This is a genomic window from Methylocystis sp. NC52PC (assembly GCF_055698645.1).
Window position 1 is genome coordinate 1,510,473 of sequence record NZ_CP170127.1, and the last position, 17,849, is coordinate 1,528,321.

Genomic DNA, 17,849 nt, shown 5'->3' on the forward strand with positions numbered 1-17,849 from the left:
TCGCAACAATGGCGGTCAATTGTAGCGCTTCCGTGAAGGCGCTATGGGCCTTCCGCCAGCAGATCGACAATCGAGCCGTTCTCGTGGCGGCGCCTGATGGCTTGCCCGATGAGCGGCGCCAATGGGAGAACGGACAGCCGCGCGCCGAGCGCCTGGGCGACCGGGCTCTCCTCGGGGACAGGAACGGAGTCGGTCAGGATCAGCCTGTCGATCGGGGCGGCGCCCAGGACTTGCCCCGCCGCCTTGGCGAAGACGCCATGCGTCGCGAGGGCGAACACCTGTGCGGCCCCCTGCGCCCGACAAGCGGCCGCCGTGCGCGCGACCGTGCCGCCGCCGGCGATCAGATCGTCGAGGATGAGCGCCGTGCGGCCGGCGACGTCGCCGGCGAAAATCTCGCCGCTGACGCGCCCTTCGCTGCGCACCTTGTCCATGAAGGCCTTGGCGGCCGGCCGCTGCAACAGACGCTCCAGCCTTTGGCGGAAAAGTTCGGCGCGTTTCTCGCCGCCGAGGTCCGGCGACACGACGGCGACCGGGGCCTGGGCGACGAGCGGCGCGACATGTTTTGCAAACAGCGCATGAGCGTCGAGCGGCAGGGTTTCACAGCGGAAGGCGTTTTCGAACGCCGCAATATTATGGACGTCCACCGTCATCACCGCATCTGCGCGCATGGCGTCGAAAAGCTGCGCGACGTAACGCGTGGCGATGGGGTCGCGCGGCTTGGTGCGGCGATCCTTGCGCGAAAAGGCGAGATAGGGCGCGACCGCCGTGACGCGAGCGGCGCCGTTGTCCTTGAGCGCGCCAATGAAGAAAAGAAGCTTGAGGAGCTTGTCGGCGCCGCTCGCGCCAGCTTCGGCGTAAAGGCTCGACACCGCATAGACGTCGCGGCCGCGCACGCTCGTGAGCGGCCGCAGCTTATATTCGCCGTCTTCGAAAGCGCGCTCTTCGAGCGGCGCAAGGTCGAGTCCGACGGAGGCGGCGACCGCCGCGCCGAAGGAGCGGCTGGCGCCGAGCGCGAAGATCATGGGCTCCGTGGTCATGGATGCGCCTCCGCCTTTGTGAGCCAGGCCGCGACGCGCGGCCATTCTCGTGCAATCGTCTTTCGTCCCATGAACAACGCGAGGTGACCGCAAGGCGCCTGCGCCGTCTCCGCCGCTCCTTGCGTAAGGCGCGTGACGGCGAGCGCCTGCGCTGGCGGGGCAATGGCGTCCTTCTCGCCGATGAGCAGGAACAAAGGGTGACGAAGGACGGCAAGATCGACGGGGCGGCCGAGGGCCGGGAAGCCGCCTTTCGCGAGAAGATTGTCACGAAAGAGATGTCGGAAGACTTCATGGAAATAGGGGCCCGGCAGATCGAGCGTGCGGCGGTCCCATTCCCGAAAGGCCGCCGCCGCCCGCGCCGCGCGCGGCGCGCTGAAGGGCGGCTCGATCTCGAGCGCGTCGATCAGGCGCTTTTCAGAGTCGTCTTCGCGCGGCCAGAGCGGCGCCATCCGCTCGCCCTTAACGCATCCGCCGCCGAGGTCGATGAGTCGTCGGATTTCGTCGTCGCAGGTTGATTTCACCGGCTCCGATAGCGCCGAGGCCTCGGCGGCCACGTCGACCGGCGCGCCGGCGAGGACGATGCGGCTGACCTTCGCCGGAAAACGCGCCGCATAAAGGAGCGAGAGCCACCCGCCCTGGCAAAGGCCGACGAGGTCGACCGGCGCGCCCAGATCGTCGATTGCGACATTGAGCGCGGCGAGGAGATCGTCGATCGTTTCGAGCCGCGTCGCCGGCGTCGCCGATTTCCACTCGATCAGATAGAGACGCCGGCAGCCATGGCGCAGCAGCGTCGCCACAATGCTGTGGCCGGGCGCGAGATCGGCGATCTGCGCGTCATGCAGGGCGAAGGGCGAGAGAATCACAGCCGGCCGCTGCTTCCTTGCGGTGGAGAAATCCCACAGGCGCATGGAGGCGAGCTCGAGCGTAAGACGGGCGGGCGTCGTCCATGGCGGCGGCGGCCGCTCCGCCGTCGCCTCATCGCCGGGCTCGAGCGCGCGACGCCACATCTCGAGCGAGGCCAGCGGCCAGTCCCAGAGATGTCGCGTCCAGTCTTCCCAGGCCATCGCCTTTTCCGTCCTGCTCGTGAGCGGGCTATCATATGTGAGGGGAGACGAGAATGGCGACGGCGCGCAAGCGTGAACGAGACAGCCGACGTGAGCAGCCTCATCGGAAGCGGCGACATGCTTGAGCCTTCTTTGGCGGAGAAGCTCAGATTCCTGAGCGCGCCCGCGTCCTACGCCTTTGGCCCGGCGTCGGTCGAGACGGTCGAGACGCACATGTCCTATGTCTTTCTCGCCGGCGCGCGCGCCTATAAGCTCAAGAAGCCCGTGCGCTATCCCTTCCTCGATTTCTCGACGCTCGAGGCGCGCGAAGAGGATTGCCGCGCGGAGGCGCAGCTCAACCGGCGTCTGGCGCCGGACGTCTATCGCGGCGTCGTGGCGCTCACGACGGAAGAGGGACGACTGGCCCTTGGCGGCGGCGGCGCCGTGGTCGACTGGCTCGTCGAAATGCGTCGGCTGCCGCGCGACCTGATGCTCGACAGGCTCATTGCGCAGGGCGGCCCGAGCGACGCGCAGCTCGGTGAAATCTGCGACGCTCTGGCGCGCTTCTACCGCGGCGCCGATCGCACATTCCTCACTGCCTCGGACTATGTCGCGCGCTTCGTCGCCGAACAGCGCCTCAACCGCGCGGTCTTGACGCGGCCAGACTTCGCCAGCCGTGACCAGGCGGCCCGCCTGCTCGACGCCTTGGACGCGCGCCTCGCCGTGGCGCGGGGGCGGTTGGAGGCGCGCCTGCTGGAGGGGCATGTCGTCGACGGCCACGGCGATTTGCGGCCCGAGCATATTTGTCTCAATCACCCCGTGGTCATATTCGACTGTCTCGAGTTCAATGCGGCGCTCAGGCAGGTCGACCCTTTCGACGAAATCGCGCTTCTCGGCGTCGAATGTGCGCAGCTCGGCGCGCCGGCGCTGTTGCGGCGCTTCACGGAGGCGCTTGCGGAACGACTTGGCGCGCCGCCGCCTTACGATCTCGTGGCGCTTTACGGGGCCTGGCGGGCGGCGCTGCGCGCGCGGCTGTCCTTCGCGCATCTTCTTGAGCCCGCGCCGCGCCATCCACAGAAATGGACGCCGCTCGCGCGCCGCTATCTTTCAATAGCAGAGCGCCTTCTGGCGCAGGACTTCTGAATGAAGGGAACGAACGTGCCGTTTCTAGACCGTGAAGAAGCGGGCCGACGGCTCGCCGAAGAACTGGCTCCCCGCCTTTCGGGCGCGGAGGTCGTGGTTTTCGCGCTGCCCCGCGGCGGCGCGCCAGTGGCGGCGCCGATCGCCCGAGCGCTGAAGGCGCCGCTCGATCTGGCGCTGGTGCGAAAGATCGGCTCGCCCTATCAGCCCGAACTCGCCATGGGCGCCGTCGCCGACAGCGGAACGCCTGTCGTGGTGCGCAACGAGGACGTGATCGAGCTCATCGGCGTCAGCGACGCTCGTTTCAACGAGGCCTGCGCGCACGAATGCGCCGAGATCGAACGGCGACGCAAACTCTACTTCGGCGCCCGGCGCCGCGCCGACGCAAGGGGCCGGGTCGCCGTCGTCGTTGACGACGGCGTCGCCACCGGCGCGACGACGCGCGCCGCGCTGCGGGCGGTGCGGGCGCAGGCTCCGAAGCTGCTGATCCTCGCCGTTCCGGTGGCGTCGACCGAAGCCCTCGACGCGCTGCGCGCCGAAGCGGACGAGATCGTCTGCCTCGAGGCGCATGAGTATTTTTATGGCGTCGGCGGCTATTACGCCGATTTCCGTCAGGTCTCCGATGACGAAGTGATCGAGCTGCTCGATCAGTACGGGACGGGCGCGGCGCGCGGCTAAATGCCTCAAGGCCCCGCGCGCCCGTCAGCCTGTTAATTTTCCTTCGTATCGGTTTTCGATAAGGTCGCGACGCCCCAACCGAGAAGTGGTTCGATACATGCACGACAAAAACCAGCCGGCCCCTTCCTCCGTCCGTGGCGACGGCCGCTATGTCCGCTTCTTTTCCGAGGTTGGCATAGAGGACGTTCCGCTCGTGGGCGGCAAGAACGCTTCCCTCGGTGAAATGTATCGCGAGTTGACGGCGAAGGGCCTTCGCGTTCCGAACGGCTTCGCGGTCACGGCCGAGGCCTATCGTCGCCTATTGGACGCCGCGGGCGCGTGGGATGCGCTGAAAGCGGCGCTCGAGGGGCTCAATCCGGACGATGTGGACGACCTCGCCCGCCGCGCCGCCCGCGCGCGCGACATCGTCTATGGCGCGGGCCTCCCTCCAGAGGTCGAGGCCGACATCCGCGCCGGGCTCGCGCGGCTTACCGACGAATATGGGCCGGACCTCTCGGTCGCCGTCCGCTCGTCGGCGACGGCTGAAGATCTGCCGAGCGCCAGTTTCGCCGGACAGCACGACACCTATCTCAACGTGCAGGGTCCGGCGGCCGTGCTCGACGCCGTCCGCCATTGTTTCGCCAGCCTCTTCACCGATCGCGCCATCCGCTACCGCATCGACAATGGCTTCGACCACTTCAAAGTGTTCAATTCCGTCGCCGTCATGAAAATGGTGCGCTCGGACCTCGCGGCCTCGGGCGTCATCTTCACGATCGACACCGAAACCGGCTTCGAGGACGTCGTCTTCATCACCGGCGCCTATGGGCTCGGCGAGAACGTCGTGCAGGGCGCGGTCGACCCAGATGAGTTCTATGTCTTCAAGCCGACCTACAAGGCCGGCAAGCGCGCCGTGTTGAAGCGGTCGCTCGGGCCGAAGAAGATCAAGATGATCTTCTCCAGCCGCGGCCGCGCAACGACGCGCAACATTCCGACCGACCGCAAGGAGCGCGAGAAATTCTGCATCACCGACGCAGAGGCGCTGGCGCTCGCAGGGCAGGCGATCGCCATCGAAGAACATTACAGCGCCAAGGCCGGCGCGCGTCGTCCCATGGATATCGAATGGGCCAAGGACGGCGTCGACGGCGAGCTCTATATCGTCCAGGCGCGGCCCGAAACCGTCGCCTCGCGAAAAAATCGCAACGTCGTCGAGGAATATCGCGTCAAGAAGCATGGACCGGTGAAGGTCGAGGGCCGCGCCGTCGGCGCCAAGATCGCCTTCGGCAAGGCGCGCGTCATCGAGCATGCAAGCGAGCTCTCGAAATTCGTCCCCGGTGAAATCCTCGTCGCCGACACGACCTCTCCCGACTGGGGCACGGTGATGAAGTCGGCCGCCGGCATTGTCACCAATCGCGGCGGACGCACGTGCCATGCGGCCATCGTCGCGCGCGAACTCGGCATTCCGGCGATTGTCGGAACCGATCAGGCGACGCATGTCATTCGCACCGGCGATCTCATCGCGGTGAGCTGCGCCGAGGGCGACGTCGGCAAGGTCTATGAGGGCGAGATCGACTTCGACGTCGTCAAGACGGACCTTACGAGCCTCGAGCGGCCGGCGACGCATCTCATGATGAACGTCGGCAACCCGGAAGTCGCCCTTGGCCTGTCCGCGCTGCCGAACGACGGCGTTGGCCTCGCGCGCATGGAGTTCATCATTTCGGAGTCGATCAAGGCGCATCCGATGGCGCTCATTCATCCGGAAAAGCTCGACGACAAGGAGCGCGCCGAGATCGCGCGACTCACGGCGCATTATCCGAGCCCGCGCGATTTCTTCGTCGAGCGCCTCTCCGAGGGCGTCGGAACGATTGCGGCGGCCTTCTATCCCAAGCCCGTCATCGTGCGCATGTCCGACTTCAAGAGCAATGAATATGCTACGCTGCTCGGCGGCCGCGCCTTCGAGGGCAGGGAAGAGAATCCGATGATCGGCTTTCGCGGGGCCTCTCGTTACGCGCACCCCAACTACCGCGAAGGCTTCGCACTCGAATGCGCGGCGATGAAGCGCGTTCGCGACGAACTCGGTCTTGCGAACGTCAAACTGATGATCCCCTTCTGCCGACGCGTCGAGGAAGCGGAGCGCGTGATCGCGCTGATGCGCGAACTCGGCCTCGAACGCGGCAAGAACGGCCTCGAAATCTATGTGATGTGCGAGATCCCCAACAACGTGTTGCTGATCGACGAATTCTCCAAGCATTTTGACGGATTCTCGATCGGCTCGAACGATCTCACCCAGCTGACCCTGGGGGTCGACCGCGATTCCGAAATCGTCGCCTTCGATTTCGACGAGCGCGACGCGGGCGTGAAGACGATCATCCGCTTGGCGATCGAGGGCGCGAAGCGCAACGGGCGCCATATTGGAATCTGCGGCCAAGCGCCGTCGGATTATCCGGAAATGGCGGAGTTCCTCGTGCGACTCGGGATCGATTCGATCAGCCTCAACCCTGATACGGTGCTGCACACGACGACGCGCCTCGTCGAACTGGAGAAGAATCTCGGCCGCGCACGTCGATAGCAGGCGCGCAATCGCGGGGTTGACACAGAGGCGACCAGCGACAGGTTCCCTTCATCGTCTCTGGCGCGGCGCGGCAAGGCGACGGCTTCTTTTCCTTCGAGAGACCTCTGACTTGCTGCGCGCTTGCGCCCAGGACCCGAGAAAAAGGGACAATCCGCATGGATAACTCTGTCAACGTCATCGCCTCGGCCGCCTTTGCCTGCGGCTTCGCCGTCCTCGTTTCAGCACCCGCGGCGGCGCTGCCCGTCGCCAGGGTCGGGGTCGACGCAACGCCCGCGACGGAGCCGGTCCACGCAGTGCGGGTGTGTGGCCCGCGCGGCTGTTTCTTGACGACCGCTGGTCATCGCCACGGCTGGCGCCGCTACGGCTGGCGGCCGCACCGCCATTGGGGGTGGCGTGGCCATCATTGGCGCTGACCCCATGTGAAAAACGGCCCGGCGGTACATCCGCGCTCGGGCCGTTTTTCTCCGGCGGAACGGGCCGCCGGCTCATCCAAGAGATAGGCGCGGATCCGGCCGCTGCAAGGTGAGCCGTCCGGCGCGCAAAACCATTAAACAATTCGTGGCTGTTGCGAGGCTGTCATAGCCGCGCACGCATAAAATATGCACTCTCGCCTGTGGTCATCGGCGCAGGCGGAACGGCGATTTGCAGCAGACTCGAAAGATTTTCGTCTTCGTGATGGCGGGGCAACTCCTCGCCGGCGCCGCGAACGCCGAGGACCGCGCGCCCGGCAAAGACGGTCCTGCGCCCGAGGCGGCCTCTCTGCTCAAGCGAAAATCCTTCGCCGACGCGCCCGACGGTCCCAAGGCGCTGCTGCGCCGGTACGGGGTCGACGCCGACGTCTGGGTCACGCAATTTTTCCAGGGGATCGCGGCGGGAGGCAATAACGGCGTCTCGCGCTACGGCGGCAAAGTCGACGGCTTCCTGAAGATCGACGCGGAAAAGCTCGGCCTGTGGCGGGGTCTGCGGATCAGCGCGCAATACGAGCATTACTTCGGGCTCAACATCAACAACAAGGACTTCGCCCTCGTCCCGGTGAACGCCGCGCAGGCATTCATCGCGAACGACAATTACCATTCGGCGCTGTCGCTCGTCGTGACGCAGCAGTTGAGTCAGCAACTCTCGCTCAGCGTCGGCAAGTTCAACACCATGACCCTCGCCGCGCAGACGCCGCTGATCGGCGGCGGCGGTCTCGACACGTTCATGAACCGCGCCTTCGCCCTGCCGTCGACCGGCATCGGCGTCGCGTCGCCAGGCACGGTCGCCGACCGGCTGATCGTGTCGCCACCTTACATTCTCGGTGGAATCGCGACGCTGAAGACGGATTTTGCGACCGCGACGCTCGTCTTCGCCGATCCGCGCAACGCCGCGAATCCGCGCGTCCTCCAGCGCCCCTTCGAGCGCGGCGTCGGCGTCGTCGGGGGCGTCACCGTGCCGATCGAGATCGGCGGGCTGCGCGGCTTTCATACGATTCGCGGCGGTTACAGCAATGCGCGCGGCTTCGACCTCGAGGAAACGGACGATCTCAGGGCGCGGCTGATCGCGCGTCAGCCCGTGACCAAGAAAGGGTTCTGGCTCGCGTCCTACGCGGTCCAGCAATATCTCGTGGCGAGCCCCGACAACCCCTCGGTCGGCTGGGGCCTCTTCGGCCTGGCGACTCTCTCGGACGGCAATCCGAACCCCGTGCGCTGGAGCGCGCTCGCCGGGCTCGCCGGCAATAATCTGCTGCCGGGCCGAGCCGACGATCAATGGGGCGTCGGCTTCTTCCATTATGGGCTGACGACGCCACTGCTCGCCGGCCTCGCCGAGCGGCGCATCTATCGGCGCAGCGAAGGCGGGATCGAGGCCTTCTACAACTGGGCGATCACGCCGTGGGTGCGCCTTTCGGGCGATCTACAAGTGGTGGAGCCGTGGAATGCGCTACGGCCGCGCGCAACCTTTATGGCGCTGCGGCTGCAGACGCGGTTTTAGTTCCAGGGCGCGGTGCCCGCCCCGTCGCCGCGTCGCGCCGACTCCCTCCCCGCGAGGGGAGGGGCTCGAACGCAGAGATGACAATGGGCCGCGTCAAACAGCCTGCATCGCCTCCGGCTTGGCGCGGCCGCGCTTCACCAACAGCTTGTTGAGCGCCGAGACATAGGCGCGCGCCGAGGCGACGAGCGTGTCCGGGTCGGCGCCGCGGCCGGTGACGGACTTGCCGTCCTCGGAGAGGCGCACGGAGACCTCCGCCTGCGCGTCGGTGCCTTCGGTGACGGCGTGGACCTGATAGAGCTCCAGCGTCGCCTCATGCGGGGCCAGCGCCTTGATGGCGTTGAAGATGGCGTCCACGGGACCATTGCCGGTCGCCTGATGGGTGACCTTGTCGCCGTCGATGTCGAGCGTCAGCGCCGCCGACTGCGGCCCATGCGTGCCGGCCATCACCATCAAGGCCAGCACCTTGATGTGGTCATGGGCGGTGACGATCTCGTCGTCGACGAGCGCGATCAGATCTTCGTCGTAGACGAACTTCTTGCGGTCGGCGAGATCCTTGAAGCGGTTGAAGGCGTCGTTGAGCTGGTTTTCGCCCAGATCATAGCCCAGCTCCTTGAGCTTCTCGCGGAAGGCGTGGCGGCCGGAATGCTTGCCCATGACGAGCGACGTCTTGGAGACGCCGACGCTTTCCGGCGTCATGATCTCGTAAGTGTGCGCATTCTTCAGCATGCCGTCCTGATGGATGCCGCTCTCATGCGCAAAGGCGTTCCGCCCGACGATCGCCTTATTGTATTGCACCGGGAAGGAGGTCACGGCCGACACCAGCTTCGAGGCGCGCGTCAGCAGCTTCGCGTCGATATTGGTGTGATAGGGCAGAATGTCGTGGCGCGTCTTCAGCGCCATCACGACTTCCTCCATCGCGGCGTTGCCGGCGCGCTCGCCGAGTCCGTTGACCGTGCATTCGACCTGACGCGCGCCGCCGCGCACGCCGGCCAGGGAATTGGCGACGGCGAGTCCCAGATCGTCATGGCAATGCACCGAGAAGATGGCCTTGTCGGCGTTGGGCACGCGCTCGCGCACCGTGCGGAACAGCTGCTCATATTCCTGCGGGGTCGTATAACCGACCGTGTCGGGAATATTGATCGTCGTCGCGCCCGCGTTGATCGCGGTCTCCACGCAGCGGCACAGGAAATCGATCTCCGTGCGGGTGCCGTCTTCCGCCGACCATTCCACGTCCGCGACATGATTGCGGGCGCGGCTCACCGAGGACGCGACCAGCTCCAGCACCCGCTCGGGCTCCATCTGGAGCTTGTATTTCATGTGCACCGGGGAAGTGGAGATGAAGGTGTGGATGCGCGGACGCTTGGCCTCGCGCAAGGCCTCGGCGCAACGGTCGATGTCCTTCTCCGAGGCGCGGGCGAGGCCGGCCACGGAGGCGTTCTTCACCCGGCGCGCGACCTCGGCGACGCTTTCGAAATCGCCGGGACTGGCGATGGGAAAGCCCGCCTCGATAATGTCGACGCCCATCTGATCCAGGAGATCGGCGACCTCCAGTTTCTCTTCCAGCGTCATCGAGGCGCCGGGCGATTGCTCGCCGTCGCGCAAGGTGGTGTCGAAAATGACGACGCGCGCGCTGTCCGTGGAGCCGTGTGCGGGATTGGTCATGTCGGAAACTTTCTGAAAGCTGCTCGCCCTCGAAGGGCCTGATGGTTTCTCGTCTTTAAATCCCCTGAAGGCCTGGGCGAGAGCCCTGCGGGCGATCAGGGGCGACGAAGCAGCAGCAGGCCGGCGAGCGGACGCAGGTCGGGCGTCACGGCGGCGCAAGCGCCGCGCTGTCCACGCGCCTCTACGGCTCTATATGTGGCGTAAGCAACAGCCACGATTCACAGTCCTCGCTTAACGGCCAATGGCCGAAATCGCTTCAGGATAAGCAAACGCGTGGCCGCGCGCAAGCCAAGGCCGGCGGCGCAACGGGTGCATCCCCGAGCGCCGCAAGGTTAACGAAAGTTAAGCCGGACTTGCATTCGTTTTTTTACATTTTCGTCGGTTTGGGGCTCTTGCCCAAAGCGCCGAATGAGCCCTAACATCATCCCTATGGTTAAAACCGCTTTCTCCATTCGCCACGCTCGACCCGGCGACGCCGAGGAAATCGCGCGCGTCCACGACGCCTCCTGGCGCGACGCCTATCGTGGCGTCATCCCGGGCGTCGAACTCGAGCGCATGATTGCGCGGCGGGGACCGAGGTGGTGGCATTCGGCGATCGTGCGCGGCACGGGACTGCTGGTCCTCGACTGTGACAAGCGGATCGGCGGCTATTCGACCTATGGGCGCAATCGCGTGCCCTCCATGCCCTATTCGGGCGAGATTTTCGAACTTTATCTTGCGCCCGAATATCAGGGCCTCGGCCTGGGCCGCCGATTGTTCGGCGCCGCGCGGCGTGAACTCGCCGAGCACGGTTATCTGTCGACCATCGTCTGGGCGCTCGCCGACAATGAGAAGGCGCTCGCCTTCTATCGCAGCCTCGGCGGCCAGACCGTGCGGCGGGCGGAGGAGCGCTTCGGCTCCGACATGCTGACCCGCGTCGCCTTCGGCTTCGTCTCGGCGCCCGTGCGGTAACCGGCCGCCTTAGCCGCCGCGCAGCCGCACGAGAATCTCCTTGGTCGCAAAGCCGTCTGCCGGCTGAATGCCTTCCGCAAGCTGAAAGGCGTGCACGGCGTTGCGGCTGGTTCGGCCGAGCTTCCCGTCGATCGTCCCGTGGTAATGGCCCTTCTCGGTGAGCAATTGTTGCATGGCCTTGACGTCTGCGGTCGAGAGCGGGGCGACCCGCGGCCAGGGGGCGAGCGGAATGTCGTGGCCCGCGATGCGCTCGGCGAGGACCGCGACCGACATGGCGTAGGCGTCGGAGGTGTTGTACTGGCGGATGACCTCGAAATTATCCGAAATCAAGAAGGCCGGCCCGTGCGCCCCGGCGGGGAGATAGAGGCTCGCCGCGCCGCTCGCCGGCAGCGCGGCGCCGTCGGCGCGCATGACGCCGAGCGCGCGCCAGCGCGGGAAGTCGAGATCGAAAGCGGCGTAGTCGAAGGCGTCCGGCAGCCGCACCTCCGTCACCGCCGGCAGCCCCGCGGCCCAGCCTGATTTGGCCAAGAAATTGGCGATGCTCGCGACGGAATCCGCGTGCGAGCGCCAAATGTCCGGCGCGCCCGTCCCCGCGTCGCTCTCGGCGTATTTGAGATAGGCCGAAGGCATGAACTGCGGCTGGCCCATGGCGCCCGCCCAGGAGCCCCGCAACTGGCTGCGCGTCGCATAGCCCTTTTCGAGCATGACGAGCGCGGCGACGAATTCCTCGATGAAGGTCTCGGCGCGGTGGCCTTTCCAGGCGAGCGTCGCCAGCACCTTCAGCGCGTCGGCCCCGCCCGTCGCGACGCCGAAATTGCTCTCGACGCCGAGGATGGCGACGATGATCTCGCCCGGGACGCCGTGGCGGTCCGTCGCTCGCCGCAGCGGGCCCGCAAGTTCGGCGGCGACCGACTGGCCGCGCGCGACGCGACCATTTGTCACTGAGGCGGCGAGATAGGCGGGAATGGAAATCGTGAATTCCGCCTGCGCCTTTGGTTTGGCGAGGACGCCGGGCTCCGGCGCGAGGCCCGAGACCGCCGACTCGAAGGTCTCCCGCGAGACGCCGGCCGCCTGCGCCGACGGCCATAATCCTTCAACGAATGCGCTGAAATCTGCGCCGCGCGCCGGCCAGGCGGCGGTCAGGAGAGCCAGCGAGAGGCCCCGCAAGGCGGCGCGTCGATCCGTGAGAAGGCCCGTAGAGCTGTTTTTTGTCATGGCCTTAACGACGCTCTTGTTTGGAAATCTTTCACTTTGCGGCATTTGACAGCGCCGCTGCGCTGCCGTCTACTGAACTTCAAGAGTTTTTCAAGGGGCGAGACCTCTCGCATTGGACCTTCTATGACGCATCAGCCCACTGGCAGAAGCTTCGATCATTCCCGTCGTTTGCGCGAACAGCCCGCAGGCGTGCCGGTCGATCCCAAGACGCGGCTGCGCAACGCCGGCCTGCGTCCGACGGTGCAGCGGCTGGCGCTCAGCAAGCTGCTGTTCGGCAAGGGCGACCGCCATGTCAGCGCCGAGGCGCTGCACGCCGAGGCGCGCGAAGCCGGCCTCACCATGTCGCTCTCGACCGTCTATAATACGCTGAACCAGTTCGCCGAGGCGGGACTTCTGCGCGAGATCGCGGTGCAGGGCCCGCGCACCTATTTTCACACCCGCACCTCGCCGCACCATCACTTCATGGACGAAGCGACGGGCCGCATGTTCGACGCCGCCGACGGCTCGGTCGAATTCGCCCGCCTCCCGGCCCCGCCCGAGGGCATGGAAATCGTCGGCTGCGACGTGATCATCCGCATCCGCCCGAAGAAGGGGTGAGCGGCGACGCGGAGGCCAGCGGCAAGGCGGAGCGCCTCGCCCGGAAGATCTGGCTTCTCTACGCCATCGCGACAATCACGGCCGCGCTCGTTTTGCTGGCCATCTACGTCAACGCCTATGACGACTACGATGTGGGCGAGCGACTTCGCGGCCTCGGGCGTTTCACGCGCCGCGCCATGCTGATTCTGTCCTTTCCGATTTCACTGCCCGCGGGCGCGCTGGCGGCGGGCCCGCTCAGCGGCGCCTTTGGCTGCGGCGACGACAACGAGCCCTGCGCAATTTTCGTCATCTGGCAGACGCTGTTCGTGGCGCTGGCGGCGCAGATCGTCTTGCTGCGGTTGGCGATCGGGCGGCGTTGGCGGCAGCGTCCGGAAACTCGGCCGACCTCCTGATGGAAGACGCCCGGTCTGCGTCACGCTTCGAGACGCCTGCTGCGCAAGCTCCTCTAGCATGGGGGTCTCCTTTACGACGGGCCAAAAACTCAGGCCTCATCGTGAGGAGCCGCCGAAGGCGCGTCTCGAAGGCCTCATCGTGAGGAGCCGCCGAAGGCGGCGTCTCGAAGGCCTCATCCTGAGGAGCCGCCGAAGGCGGCGTCTCGAAGGACGAGGCCGCCTCGCAGGCGTGTCAACAAGCTGAGGGCGGCGGCGGCGAACGCTCCGCCCTTTCCCCCTCACGCCAGAAGCTTCTTCAATTCCGCCTTGAGGCCCTCGGCCACATCCGGCCGCGCCAGCCCGAAGGCGACGTTGGCGGCGAGGAAGCCGAGCTTGGAGCCCGTGTCATAGGTGCGGCCGTCGAAGCGCACGCCATGGAAGGGGCGCTCTTTGGCGAGGTGGATCATGGCGTCGGTCAATTGGATTTCGCCGCCCGCGCCCTTCTCGCCCTTTTCGAGCAGCGCGAAAATCTCGGGCTCCAGAATATAGCGCCCCGAAATGATGAAATTGCTCGGCGCCGTCCCCTGCGGGGGCTTCTCGACCATGCCGGTGATTTCAAAGGTCGCGCCATAGTCCTTGCCCTTGGCGACGATGCCGTATTGATGCGTCTCCTCGGGCTTCACTTCCTCGACGGCGATGATGTTGCCGCCATGCTTTTCATAGGCCTCGACGGCCTGGGCGAGGCAGCGCGCCGTCTGACCAGGGGCGGGGAGGGTGATCATGTCGGGGAGCAGCACGGCGAAAGGCTCGTCGCCGATGATCTCGCGCGCGCACCAGACGGCGTGGCCGAGGCCGAGCGGCGCCTGCTGGCGGGTGAAGCTCGTGGCGCCGGCCTTCGGCAGGTCCGCCATCAGCGCTTCATATTCCTTGGTCTTGTTGCGGCGCTTGAGCGTGTCCTCGAGCTCATAGGCCATGTCGAAATGATCTTCGATCATCCCCTTGCCACGCCCGGTCACAAAGACAAAATGCTCGATGCCGGCCTCGCGCGCTTCGTCGACGACATGCTGCACGACGGGGCGGTCCACGACCGTGAGCATCTCCTTGGGCACAGCCTTGGTCGCCGGAAGGAATCGCGTGCCGAGTCCGGCGACAGGAAAGACAGCCTTGCGAATGCGCTTGGTCATGAGGGTCCGTTTCAAGTGACGTTTCAACGAGCCTTACCCGGCCTGGGCCGGCGGGCGCGACTTTAGACCTAAATTTGGCGAGTGCGGCGTTAATTTGGCGCGCCTTCGGGCGGGAAAGGGTTCAAATGGCGATTTTGGTGACCGGCGGCGCCGGCTATATCGGCAGCCACACGGTGCTCGAACTCATCGATGCGGGCGAACAGCCGGTCGTTCTCGACGATCTCTCGACCGGCTTCCGCTGGGCCGTGCCGGAGGGCGTGCCGATCTTCATCGGCGACGACGGCGACGAGGCGCTCATCGCCGACATCATCGCCCGCCACGACATTAAAGCCATCATCCATTTCGCGGCGAAGATCGTGGTGCCGGAATCGGTCGCCGACCCCTTAGGCTATTATCTCAACAATACCGCCAAGGCGCGCAATCTCATTGCGACGGCGGTCGCCTCCAAGGTCAAGCATTTCATCTTCTCCTCGACCGCGGCGGTCTATGGCGATCCCGACGAATTGCCGGTGACGGAGGACGCCACGCTCAAGCCCGTCTCGCCCTATGGCCGCTCCAAGCTCATGGTCGAGTGGATGCTGGAGGACGTGGCGCGCGCCCATGACCTCGCTTATGTCGTGCTGCGCTATTTCAACGTCGCGGGCGCCGATCCGAAGGGCCGCTCCGGCCAGTCGACGCCGAACGCCACCCATCTCATCAAGGTCGCGGCGCAGACCGCGCTCGGCAAGCGCGACCGAATGCAGGTGTTCGGGACGGATTATCCGACGCCCGACGGCACCTGCGTTCGCGATTATATTCAGGTCACCGACCTCGCCCGCGCGCATCTCGACGCGCTCAGGCATCTGCGCGGCGGCGGCGAAAGCCTCATCGCCAATTGCGGCTATGCGCACGGCTTCTCGGTGCTCGAAGTCATCGAGGCGGTCAAGCGCGTGTCGGGCGTGGATTTTACGGTCGACTACGCGCCGCGCCGCCCCGGCGATCCGGCGGCCATTGTCGCCTCCAACGCCCGCGCCCGCGACATCCTCGGCTGGACGCCCCAACACGACAATCTCGACGAGATCGTCCGGCAGGCGCTCGACTGGGAGAAGCGGCTGAGCGGAACGTCCGCGTGAGCCTCAGGCGCGTCTGAGGATTGGGACAGGCCTCGCCGCGCGCCGCGCGTCGACCTCTTCCTTGGCGGCGCGGTCGATCAGCGACACCGAGGGGCGCTCCAGGATCAGCCGCCTCAGCTCCTCGGCCACCTGCCGCGCAGCCTCGCGCATCTCCTCGGGAAGCCGCCGGTTTTCCGACAGATAGCTCGCTTCGAGCAGCTTGAGACGGAGCACCGCCGGCCCGGCGGCCTCGAGAAATTCGCGGTCGGCGAATCCCAACTGGGACAAAATGTCTTTTGCCCGCATGACAATCCTCGCATGGCGTCTCTCCTTCCCAAATGGGAGGGCCATCATGAACATGACGCACGAATCGAAGATTACGGCGCAGCTCTGGCGCGAAGCTTATGCTTTGCCATTCGTCTCCAGCCTGTCGACGATGGTTTTCAAAGTCTTCAGCCGGGCGAATTTCTTGTCATTGGCTTCGACCAGCGTCCAGGGCGCGTGGCGCGAGCTGGTGCGGTCGACCATGTCGGTCATCGCCGCTTCGTACAGCGCCCATTTCTCGCGGTTGCGCCAATCCTCCGGCGTCAGCTTGTAGCGCTTGAAGGGCTTGGCCTCGCGGTCCTGGAACCGGCGCAGCTGTTCGTCGGCGGAGATGGCGAGCCAGAATTTGATGACGACATAAGCGTTGTCATGGAGCTCGCGCTCGAAGTCGTTGATCTCCTGATAGGCGCGCATCCAGTCTTCCGTCGCGGCGAAGCCCTCGACGCGTTCGACGAGCACGCGCCCATACCAGCTGCGGTCGAAAATCGCGACGTCGCCGCGCCGCGGGACGTTGCGCCAGAACCGCCACAGATAGGGGCGCGCGCGCTCCTCGTCTGTCGGGGCGGAGACGCCATGCACGCGGAAGCGGCGCGGGTCGAGCGCCTCCCGCACGCGCCGGATGGCGCCGCCCTTTCCGGCGGCGTCATTGCCCTCGAAGACGATGACGAGGCCGCGACTGTCGAAGCTCTTCGCGGTCGTCGCCTCGGTGAGGCGCTGCTGCAGCGCCCGCAGCTCCTGTGAATAGCTCGCCGGGTCAGCGGCTTGCGTCAGGTCGAGCGCCCCGACGAGGCTGGGCTTGGGCAGATCGTTGGCCGGCGCGGCGATCGCCAGCGTGCGGGGCGAGGGCGGCGCGTCGGTCGCCGCGCGGCTCAAGGTTTGAAGCAGCAGATCGCCGACGGCGGCGTCGCGATAGAGCGGATCGGCGGCCGGCACGACGGCCCAGGGCGCGTCGCCGGTCGAGGTGCGTTCGATCATCTCGAGCGCCGCCTCGGCAAGCTTGGCGATGTCTCTCGCGCTGTCGAATTCGTCCCACTCGACGACCGCCGGCCGGCGCAGCGCGCCATTCCCCTGCCGCAGCTTCTTCAGGCGCCGCCGTGATTCGGCGAAATCCATATGCAGCCAGATCTTCAAGAGATGCACGCCCTCGTGGCGCAACATCTCCTCCGCCCGGATCGATTCCTCCAGCGCCTTTTCATAGGCGCTCCTGCCGAGCCGGCCGAGGGCGCGGTTGCGCAAAAGGCGGTGGTGCCAGGAGCCCAGCACGAGGCCGATGCGTCCCTTGGCGGGGACGTCGCGCCAGTAGCGCCAGGCGCCGGGCCGCGCCCGCTCCTCGTCGGTCGGCCGCCCGTAGGAGAGGGTCTCGACGAAATGGTCGTCGAGCCAGTCATACAGCCTGTTGACGATCTCGCCCTTGCCGACGCCGTCGGCGCCGTTCACGAGCACCATGACGGCGGCGTTTTTCCGATCCGCGACCTCGAATTGCGCATCGAGCAGCTTTTCCCGCAGCCGCGCTTCCGCGTCCTCGAACTCGGTCTTGGTCATGACATGCGGCAAGGAGGCGGATTCGAACATGGCGGCTTCCTGCAATCTAACTTTTCAAACAGGCCCGCTGTGGTAGATGTTTGAGTCGCGGGTCCCGTAGCTCAGCAGGATAGAGCAGCGGTTTCCTAAACCGAAGGTCACAGGTTCGAATCCTGTCGGGACCGCCACGAGAATTTGGTCTCCCGCGCCGAGACTGTCGGCCTCACCGTCATGCGCGCCCCGGGCGGATGCGTCGGACGGGTCGTTTGCACTGAAGGCGGCGGAGCCGCGAGCCTTCCGCGACCGCCGCCGCGGTCCGGACTTTGGATTGACGGCCCGTCTCTCACGCGAAGACGGGCCGTCAGCCCCGTCTGCCCACCCGCAGACCGCGCATGCAGGCTCTTGCCGGCCTTTTTCCCGCGCAGACGGCACGATACGCGCCGGCCCGAGGGACGCCAGTTGTGGAATCTACGTGCCGGGCGCCGCACGCTGCGTCGCTTTCGTTCCGCCGGCGCGGCA

Annotated in this window: 16 protein-coding genes and 1 tRNA gene; 10 read left to right on the forward strand and 7 right to left on the reverse strand. The window is 66.1% G+C overall.

The window, feature by feature from the left end:
• Positions 1 to 41: 41 nt before the first annotated feature.
• Both ACETII_RS09190 and ACETII_RS09195 read right to left on the reverse strand, forming a co-directional pair.
• On the reverse strand, positions 42 to 1,037 hold the full coding sequence (locus ACETII_RS09190; RefSeq protein ID WP_472787838.1) for a ribose-phosphate diphosphokinase: 996 nt from the start codon (positions 1,035 to 1,037) through the stop codon (positions 42 to 44).
• A complete protein-coding gene (locus tag ACETII_RS09195; protein ID WP_472787839.1) occupies positions 1,034 to 2,101 on the reverse strand; it encodes an alpha/beta fold hydrolase in 1,068 nt (355 codons plus the stop codon). Before ACETII_RS09195 ends, ACETII_RS09190 begins: the two co-directional genes overlap by 4 nt.
• Positions 2,102 to 2,173: 72 nt before the next feature.
• Here ACETII_RS09195 and ACETII_RS09200 point away from each other — a divergent pair, with 72 nt between their 5' ends.
• The 5 genes from ACETII_RS09200 to ACETII_RS09220 all read left to right on the forward strand — a co-directional run bounded on the left by ACETII_RS09200 (position 2,174) and on the right by ACETII_RS09220 (position 8,414).
• Positions 2,174 to 3,223 carry a hypothetical protein gene (locus ACETII_RS09200; RefSeq protein ID WP_472787840.1) on the forward strand — a complete coding sequence of 350 codons (1,050 nt, stop codon included), beginning with the start codon at positions 2,174 to 2,176 and terminating at the stop codon, positions 3,221 to 3,223.
• Positions 3,224 to 3,238: 15 nt separating this feature from the next.
• Positions 3,239 to 3,898 carry a phosphoribosyltransferase gene (locus tag ACETII_RS09205; RefSeq protein WP_472788144.1) on the forward strand — a complete coding sequence of 220 codons (660 nt, stop codon included), beginning with the start codon at positions 3,239 to 3,241 and terminating at the stop codon, positions 3,896 to 3,898.
• Between the two features lie 97 nt (positions 3,899 to 3,995).
• On the forward strand, positions 3,996 to 6,443 hold the full coding sequence (ppsA, locus tag ACETII_RS09210) for a phosphoenolpyruvate synthase (protein ID WP_472787841.1): 2,448 nt from the start codon (positions 3,996 to 3,998) through the stop codon (positions 6,441 to 6,443).
• Positions 6,444 to 6,601: 158 nt separating this feature from the next.
• Positions 6,602 to 6,859, forward strand: a complete 258-nt coding sequence (locus tag ACETII_RS09215; protein WP_363350855.1) for a hypothetical protein — start codon at positions 6,602 to 6,604, stop codon at positions 6,857 to 6,859.
• A 229-nt stretch (positions 6,860 to 7,088) separates the two neighbouring features.
• Positions 7,089 to 8,414: a carbohydrate porin gene (locus ACETII_RS09220; protein WP_363350857.1), complete on the forward strand. Its 1,326-nt coding sequence runs from the start codon at positions 7,089 to 7,091 to the stop codon at positions 8,412 to 8,414.
• A gap of 93 nt (positions 8,415 to 8,507) precedes the next feature.
• Here ACETII_RS09220 and ACETII_RS09225 read toward each other — a convergent pair whose 3' ends face one another.
• Positions 8,508 to 10,076, reverse strand: coding sequence for a 2-isopropylmalate synthase (locus tag ACETII_RS09225; RefSeq protein WP_472787842.1), 1,569 nt, complete (start codon positions 10,074 to 10,076; stop codon positions 8,508 to 8,510).
• 429 nt (positions 10,077 to 10,505) lie between these two features.
• On the opposite strand from ACETII_RS09225, the gene ACETII_RS09230 reads away from it, so the two are divergent.
• Positions 10,506 to 11,027, forward strand: a complete 522-nt coding sequence (locus ACETII_RS09230; RefSeq protein WP_363351276.1) for a GNAT family N-acetyltransferase — start codon at positions 10,506 to 10,508, stop codon at positions 11,025 to 11,027.
• 9 nt (positions 11,028 to 11,036) lie between these two features.
• On the opposite strand, the gene ACETII_RS09235 is transcribed toward ACETII_RS09230, so the two are convergent.
• A complete protein-coding gene (locus ACETII_RS09235; RefSeq protein WP_472787843.1) occupies positions 11,037 to 12,242 on the reverse strand; it encodes a lytic murein transglycosylase in 1,206 nt (401 codons plus the stop codon).
• 123 nt (positions 12,243 to 12,365) lie between these two features.
• On the opposite strand from ACETII_RS09235, the gene irrA reads away from it, so the two are divergent.
• The gene (gene irrA, locus ACETII_RS09240; protein WP_472787844.1) at positions 12,366 to 12,839 is read left to right on the forward strand and encodes an iron response transcriptional regulator IrrA; all 474 of its coding nucleotides are present in this window, start codon (positions 12,366 to 12,368) and stop codon (positions 12,837 to 12,839) included.
• Positions 12,836 to 13,231, forward strand: coding sequence for a hypothetical protein (locus tag ACETII_RS09245; RefSeq protein ID WP_363350866.1), 396 nt, complete (start codon positions 12,836 to 12,838; stop codon positions 13,229 to 13,231). The genes irrA and ACETII_RS09245 overlap by 4 nt, the downstream gene beginning before the upstream one ends.
• 278 nt (positions 13,232 to 13,509) lie before the next feature.
• Here the strand turns inward: ACETII_RS09245 and galU are convergent, their stop codons facing one another.
• Positions 13,510 to 14,394 carry a UTP--glucose-1-phosphate uridylyltransferase GalU gene (galU, locus tag ACETII_RS09250; RefSeq protein ID WP_472787845.1) on the reverse strand — a complete coding sequence of 295 codons (885 nt, stop codon included), beginning with the start codon at positions 14,392 to 14,394 and terminating at the stop codon, positions 13,510 to 13,512.
• A gap of 125 nt (positions 14,395 to 14,519) precedes the next feature.
• Between galU and galE the strand changes: the two genes are divergently transcribed.
• Positions 14,520 to 15,506 carry a UDP-glucose 4-epimerase GalE gene (gene galE / locus ACETII_RS09255; RefSeq protein ID WP_472787846.1) on the forward strand — a complete coding sequence of 329 codons (987 nt, stop codon included), beginning with the start codon at positions 14,520 to 14,522 and terminating at the stop codon, positions 15,504 to 15,506.
• Between the two features lie 3 nt (positions 15,507 to 15,509).
• Here the strand turns inward: galE and ACETII_RS09260 are convergent, their stop codons facing one another.
• Positions 15,510 to 15,791: a hypothetical protein gene (locus tag ACETII_RS09260; protein WP_363350872.1), complete on the reverse strand. Its 282-nt coding sequence runs from the start codon at positions 15,789 to 15,791 to the stop codon at positions 15,510 to 15,512.
• A 96-nt stretch (positions 15,792 to 15,887) separates the two neighbouring features.
• Positions 15,888 to 17,381 carry a polyphosphate:AMP phosphotransferase gene (gene pap, locus ACETII_RS09265; RefSeq protein ID WP_472787847.1) on the reverse strand — a complete coding sequence of 498 codons (1,494 nt, stop codon included), beginning with the start codon at positions 17,379 to 17,381 and terminating at the stop codon, positions 15,888 to 15,890.
• Between the two features lie 60 nt (positions 17,382 to 17,441).
• Here pap and ACETII_RS09270 point away from each other — a divergent pair.
• A tRNA-Arg gene (locus tag ACETII_RS09270) sits at positions 17,442 to 17,518 on the forward strand.
• The last annotated feature ends 331 nt before the right edge of the window (positions 17,519 to 17,849 follow it).

What these genes read in the sequence shown, in the direction of transcription:
- ACETII_RS09190 (WP_472787838.1), bottom strand. Translation starts at nt 1,037, where the DNA reads ATGACCACGGAGCCCATGATCTTCGCGCTCGGCGCCAGCCGCTCCTTC.
- ACETII_RS09195 (WP_472787839.1), bottom strand. Translation starts at nt 2,101, where the DNA reads ATGGCCTGGGAAGACTGGACGCGACATCTCTGGGACTGGCCGCTGGCC.
- ppsA (WP_472787841.1), top strand. Translation starts at nt 3,996, where the DNA reads ATGCACGACAAAAACCAGCCGGCCCCTTCCTCCGTCCGTGGCGACGGC.
- ACETII_RS09215 (WP_363350855.1), top strand. Translation starts at nt 6,602, where the DNA reads ATGGATAACTCTGTCAACGTCATCGCCTCGGCCGCCTTTGCCTGCGGC.
- ACETII_RS09225 (WP_472787842.1), bottom strand. Translation starts at nt 10,076, where the DNA reads ATGACCAATCCCGCACACGGCTCCACGGACAGCGCGCGCGTCGTCATT.
- ACETII_RS09230 (WP_363351276.1), top strand. Translation starts at nt 10,506, where the DNA reads ATGGTTAAAACCGCTTTCTCCATTCGCCACGCTCGACCCGGCGACGCC.
- ACETII_RS09235 (WP_472787843.1), bottom strand. Translation starts at nt 12,242, where the DNA reads ATGACAAAAAACAGCTCTACGGGCCTTCTCACGGATCGACGCGCCGCC.
- irrA (WP_472787844.1), top strand. Translation starts at nt 12,366, where the DNA reads ATGACGCATCAGCCCACTGGCAGAAGCTTCGATCATTCCCGTCGTTTG.
- galU (WP_472787845.1), bottom strand. Translation starts at nt 14,394, where the DNA reads ATGACCAAGCGCATTCGCAAGGCTGTCTTTCCTGTCGCCGGACTCGGC.
- galE (WP_472787846.1), top strand. Translation starts at nt 14,520, where the DNA reads ATGGCGATTTTGGTGACCGGCGGCGCCGGCTATATCGGCAGCCACACG.
- ACETII_RS09260 (WP_363350872.1), bottom strand. Translation starts at nt 15,791, where the DNA reads ATGCGGGCAAAAGACATTTTGTCCCAGTTGGGATTCGCCGACCGCGAA.
- pap (WP_472787847.1), bottom strand. Translation starts at nt 17,381, where the DNA reads ATGTTCGAATCCGCCTCCTTGCCGCATGTCATGACCAAGACCGAGTTC.